Source organism: Pseudomonas sp. 8209 (genome assembly GCF_028682105.1).
GTDB lineage: Bacteria > Pseudomonadota > Gammaproteobacteria > Pseudomonadales > Pseudomonadaceae > Aquipseudomonas > Aquipseudomonas palmensis.
The window spans coordinates 1-3,035 of record NZ_JANIAH010000023.1 but is presented as its reverse complement, the minus strand read 5'-3'; the positions used below and the strand labels follow the sequence as shown (position 1 = coordinate 3,035).

The window sequence follows — 3,035 nt, the reverse complement described above, 5'->3', positions numbered from 1 at the left end:
TTGAACCAGTGTTCGGTGGCGGCAAACAGGCGTAGCACGTTGTGGTGCGCGAGCAACGCGCCCTTGGGCTTGCCGGTGGAGCCGGAGGTATAGATCACATAGGCCAGGTTGGCAGGGTCCAGCGTCAGGCCTGGGTTGCTGGCGGCATAACCAGTGAAGTCATCGTCCAGCAGCAACGTGCGCACGCCTTGCGGAACTGGCAGTTGCAGGTGCGACTGGGCCAGCACTACACTCAGCCCGCTGTCCTCCATCATGTAGGCCAGGCGGTCCTCGGGGTACGCCGGGTCCAGTGGCACATAGGCGCCGCCAGCCTTGAGGATCGCCAGCAGGCCGACCACCATCTCCAGGCTGCGCTCGCAGGCCAGGCCCACCAGCACCTCAGGCCCGATGCCCTGGGCAATCAACGCATGGGCCATCTGGTTGGCGCGTTCGTTGAGTTCGCGGTAGCTGAGCTGAGTGCTACCCAGGGTCAGCGCGATGGAGCCCGGCGCACGCGCAGCCTGGGCTTCGATCAGTTCATGGAGACAGCGCTGGCTGGCGAACTGCGCAGGCGCCGGGTTCCATTGCTGGAGGTTGGCCTGTTGCTCGCGGGCATCGAGCAACGGCAGTTCGCCGACGCGCTGTTGCGGGTCAGCGACAATCGCCTGCAGCAGGTTCTGCCAGTGCCGGGCCAGACGCTCGATGGTCGCGGCGTCGAACAGATCGGTGGCATACGTGAAGCTTGCCGAGAAGCCAGTCGGCGATTCGGCGGTGTTGAGCGTCAGGTCGAACTGCGCGCTGTGGGTGTCCCACTGCAGGTTTTCGACCTGCAGCGCATCCGAGTGGTCTGATGCCTGCCGCGTTTCATTGACCAGCCCGCGATGGTTGTACATGGCCTGGAACAGCGGTGTGACGCTCATGCTGCGGGTGGGTTGCAGCGCTTCGACCAGGTAGCCGAAAGGCAACTCCTGATACTGCTGTGCTTCGAGCGACGTCTGCTTCACCTGCTGCAACAGTGCCTCAAAGCTCGATGCGGTGCTGAAGTCGGCCTTGTAGACCTGGGTGTTGACGAAGAAGCCGATCAGACCCTCGGTCTCGACCCGGTTGCGGTTGGCCACTGGCACGCCGACACGGATGTCCGCCTGACGACTGTAGCGGTGCAGGAGGGTCTGGAATGAGGCCAGCAACAGCATGAAAGGGGTCACGTTGTGCGATTGGGCCAGGTGTTTGAGACGCTGGGCGACGGTGTGATCGAGGTCGACATCCAGGCGCGCTCCGCGGTGGCTTTGCTCGGAGGGGCGCGGGCGGTCCAGTGGCAACTCCAGCACCGACTGCTCGCCACCGAGCTTTTCAGTCCAGTACTGCAACTGCCGCTCACGTTCGCCGGCTTCCATCCAGCGTCGCTGCCAGATGGCGTAGTCGGCGTACTGGATCGGCAGCTCGGGCAACGTCACCTCGCGCCCCTGGCTGTAGCCGGCATACAACTGCACCAGGTCGCTGACCATGATCTCCAGCGAGGCGGCGTCCGACACGATGTGGTGCTGAACCAGCACCAGCACATGCTCGTCCGGCGCCGAGGATGCTAACGCGATGCGCAACAGAGGGCCGTGCTCCAGGTCGAACGGGGCCTGTGTCTGCGCCTGGACAAAGGCCAGAACCGCCGCCTCTGTCTGGGTGTCCAGCACATGACGCGCAATTTCCAGCGTCAGGTGCGGGGCAATGCGCTGCACCGGGCCGTCGTGGGTCTGGGTGAAGGTGGTGCGCAGGGCCTGGTGGCGTGCCACCAGGGCGTTGAAACTGCGCTCCAGCGCGTTCGCGTTCAACGGGCCCTTCATGCGCAGCGCAATGCAGATGTGGTAGGCCGCACTCTGCGGCTCCAGCTGCCAGAGGAACCACTGACGCTCCTGTGCGAAGGACAGCGGAACCGTCTCGACCTCCGACTGCACCTGCGGGATCGGCAGGTTGGCCGGCGACACGCCTTCGCCGAGCATTTTTTCTAGAAACACTTTGCGCTTGTCCAGCGGGAGGGTGATGAATCGCTTGGCGATCCGTGCAGCCATGTCCTTGTCCATCACACTTCCTCCAATTCGTCGAACAGTGCTTCGAGTTTGCTGAGTTTCGTGGTGTCGACCTGTGCACCGAGTTGCGCCACCTGTGCAGTGAAATCACCCAGAACAGGGAATTGGAACAGCTCGTGCGGGCTCACCTGTATCCCCACATCCAGTTGCATGCGTGACATCACGCGAATCACCATCAAGGAATGTCCACCCAGTTCGAAGAAGTTGTCGTGCAGGCCGATGCGCTCGCAGCCGAGCACGTGCTGCCAGATGGCAGCAATGCGCTGCTCCAGCTCGCTTTGCGGGGCTACATATTCGCGTTGCAGCTGGCTGGCATCGGGCTTGGGCAGCGCCTTGCGCTCCAGCTTGCCGTTCGGGCTCAGCGGCATCTGCTTCAGCCATACCCATTGCGCCGGGATCATGTAGTCCGGCAGATGTGCATTCAGTGCGTGCCTGAGGTGCTCGCGCAGGTCGTCCTGCCCGGTACCAGCACTTGGCACCACATACCCCACCAGTTGCTGGCCGGTGGCACCCTCGATCGCCAGTACCACCGCTTCGCGCACGGCGTCGAGTGCCATCAGGCGTGCCTCGATTTCACCCAGCTCGATGCGCAGGCCGCGGATCTTCACCTGATGATCGATACGCCCGCGGTATTCGATCACGCCGTCGGCGCGGTAGCAGGCAAGGTCGCCGGTGCGGTACAGGCGCTTGCCTTCGCCGAACGGGCTGGTGACAAAGCGCTCGGCAGTCAGTGCGGCGCGGCGGTGGTAACCCCGCGCCAGGCCTTCGCCGGCCAGGTAGAGCTCACCGGTGACGCCCGCCGGCAACAGCCCCAGGTCGTCGCCGAGGATGTAGGTCTGCAGGTTGGCAATCGGCTGGCCGATCGGCACGCTGTTGCGACCTTCGTCGCGGCAGGTCCAGTGAGTCACGTCGATGGCGGCTTCGGTGGGGCCATACAGGTTGTACTGGCCGGCGTTCGGCAACTTGGCGAACACCTGC

2 protein-coding genes are annotated in these 3,035 nt (G+C 64.0%); both read right to left on the bottom strand.

Annotated features, from left to right (window positions below; translation table 11 throughout):
- Positions 1 to 2,051 (bottom strand): condensation domain-containing protein (locus NP552_RS25820; RefSeq protein ID WP_274097321.1); only part of this gene is annotated, 2,051 nt, incomplete at its 3' end.
- Positions 2,051 to 3,035: phosphopantetheine-binding protein (locus tag NP552_RS25815; protein WP_274097320.1), on the bottom strand; the 985-nt coding region annotated here is incomplete at its 5' end. The genes NP552_RS25815 and NP552_RS25820, both read right to left, overlap by 1 nt.